Genomic DNA, 2,839 nt, shown 5'->3' with positions numbered 1-2,839 from the left:
TATTTATCTGATATAGTTTCACTATTCCTAAATTATTATCTAATTTATTAACAGATACTCCTAAATCAATAATATCTTCTGCTAGCGCAAAACCACAATTCAGCAATCCTAACAATCCCGCTAAAATCAATAACTTTTTCATTCTTTCCTCCTTTCTATTCTGAATATGTTGAAGTATATTCTACAGAACCTATTGTATAAGTTGGCTCTGGAGAGGCATATTTTTTCACCAGAACTTTTCCTGGGTAATTGGTGGTAGAATAGCCATAGTTATTGTAGAGGTCAGAGATTTCTGCATCTAATAAAACCGAATTAAACATTAAAGCATTACTAACATTTCCATAAAACATTTGAGAATAAGCATCTCCACCAATTTTTAATGTATTTGTTCCTGCCCCATAAGTAGTAGTGTCTGATGCTTTAAAAACACCATCAACATATATTTTTCTCGTTTCATCAAAAGTAAACGCTAAATGGTATAATGTATTTTCAACAATACTAACTCCACTACTTAAGAAACCATTTGCTGTTGAATATACTTTCCAATAATTAGTTTGTTCATGATAGATAGAAGGAGCACCATTCGTATCTATTCGCATTAGGGCTCGTTGACTACTCGAAGTCGCATATGGCTTAGCCCAAGTCACAAAAGAAAAAGATGAAGGGAAAGGAAAATTTGCAATATCTACAACATCATCTGTTCCATCAACCTGCACGGCATTGCCAAATTTCCCTCCTGAAGTTATAAAACTAGCTCCATTTGTTAAGGTTCCATTATAACCATTCCCCGAAGTGTCATTAGCAATTGTTCCTGTTCCTTCATCTAATTGCCATGCACCTTTTAATCCACTAATTTCACGAATAAAAGTATTAGTTACTGAAGATACTGAGCTCGCATTTGAATTCCCATAATGCATCCTAACAGTAGTAGAGCCAGATGGTGGTATTGTTGGCACTTTCACAAACCTTGTTTCTGTGCCACTTGTATATGTTTCCCTCCATTGTCCCAGTAGGACATTAGAGGTATCGGTAATTCTAACATCGTCAAAATCTGTTTGCATATTAGAATTATAAGGAATTTGTATTTTTACCTGATATTCTGTTAAAGTTCCACTCTGATTTGTAATTACTATATCACGATAATAACTCCAATTAGTAGTAGAAGATGTCGATGATATAGATGAAATCCAAAATTTCATTTTTGCTTCGCAAATCTGCGAAGATAAGATTAAACTCAATAATATTAATAATCGCATAATTATTTCCCTATTAATGGCTTAAATACATTCTCAATTGCCTGATACATCATATTTTTTTGGATTTTTCTTGCCTCTTCATCAATGGCAAGTTCCATCCAACAAATAACTTCTAAACAATTATAGATGTTTAGAGTCATAAATTTATCAATCCATTCGTGGGGAATAGTAAACCGTTTCTGCACACTTTCCCCATTTAAAAGATACTTAACCGTATAATAGCAATTGTCAATATCAACTTCTACTAATGTATGTGGAATATTAATCGGTTGAAAATTTGTCTTAAATGTAAATTGCTTCTGGATACCATTAATTTCAATAGTGCCATTATAAATACCGTTATCATATAACAATATCTCCCTTTTTGCAGAATTAATCATGACACCATTTGACAAGGCATCCGCAGTTATTATTTGCATACCTATCCTAATTGTTTTTGTGCCTAATTTTTGGGCAAAAAATGAGATGCCATTTAATTTAATTGCAATGTTATACTCTATTCCAGAAATTGCATTTTTATATTTATCATAACCTATTACTGAACACAGGCTATTTACAGGTATCCACATCCCATAAGGAATGTTTTTTGCGGGTATAATTTGAAAGTCTATTAATTCAGCAGGTATTATTTTAATATCTGTAGAGGTTATCCAATCTTTATATTTACAAGTTACTTTATACACTCCTGCATCCGTTATAGTCCCTTCTGCTTGCCACTGTAACCCCTTTACAATTTGTGTTTGTGAACCATTAGTCCAATTGGCTACTACTTGTAAGTCTAACGGTTCACCTGCTTTATATTCAGGTTTTGCTGATACAACCCGAATGGAATAAATCTGTGACTCTACTACTGGAGTAGTCATCGTGCCAACCGTTTCTGTGCCCATTATTGTATCTGTGCCTATCGTAGTATTAGTATCCGCATATCCCATTTTAAATATTAAGACTAAAATCAAAGACAAAAATAGTTGTTTCATCTTAAATCTCCTATTGCTGTTGTAGATATTGAACCCGAATATTTATATCCCCTGCACTTGTAGTTACAGTGAGCGCTTCTGAAGCTGCACTTATTTTTCCATCATACCAACCTAACACACCTTTATTGTTCACAAGCAACTTCCAAAACTCAACTCCACCTAAAAAAAATGTAACTACAGCATCAGTTGCAGATGTATTGCTTATCATAAACCCTTTCAGATAAATCTTCTGTCCAGTAACCGCAGAAATTACAGTCGCAGTAGTAGTAGCTCCTATAGTTTTAAAATAAGTATGACTATAACCAAAATCTTCCTCTGTGTAAATACGGTTAGCAATCCCTTGCACTGCTACCCATTCAGAGGCAATTTTTACATATAAATTGCTGGTAGTAGTCCCTATGCCTGCGGTAGCCTGGTCATAAACCAAGAAATTGCCATTAGCATCAAATTTACCCTCAATATATCCCGTAGAACTTGACCCACAGATGACTATTTTTATCTTCGATGGGTCGGATTGTTTAATTGGAACTGCAATATCTTCTGCATAAAGATTACTATTAAATAATAGCAAACAACATATACAAAAAAGTATTTTTTTCATACTAT

The 2,839-nt window shown here is 33.7% G+C and carries 3 protein-coding genes; all 3 read right to left on the bottom strand.

What is annotated here, in order from left to right:
* Positions 1-155 precede the first annotated feature (155 nt).
* Positions 156-1,199: a DUF2341 domain-containing protein gene (locus tag AB1414_18440; protein ID MEW6609395.1), complete on the bottom strand. Its 1,044-nt coding sequence runs from the start codon at positions 1,197-1,199 to the stop codon at positions 156-158.
* A 59-nt stretch (positions 1,200-1,258) separates the two neighbouring features.
* Positions 1,259-2,233, bottom strand: a complete 975-nt coding sequence (locus tag AB1414_18435) for a hypothetical protein (GenBank protein ID MEW6609394.1) — start codon at positions 2,231-2,233, stop codon at positions 1,259-1,261.
* A 10-nt stretch (positions 2,234-2,243) separates the two neighbouring features.
* Positions 2,244-2,839, bottom strand: a 596-nt coding sequence (locus tag AB1414_18430) for a hypothetical protein (protein ID MEW6609393.1), incomplete at its 5' end; no start/stop codon positions are given.

The organism is bacterium (assembly GCA_040755795.1).
Classification (GTDB): Bacteria; UBA9089; CG2-30-40-21; order CG2-30-40-21; family SBAY01; genus JBFLXS01.
Note: the sequence above shows the minus strand (reverse complement) of the source record. Positions and strands in the feature narration are given on the sequence as shown.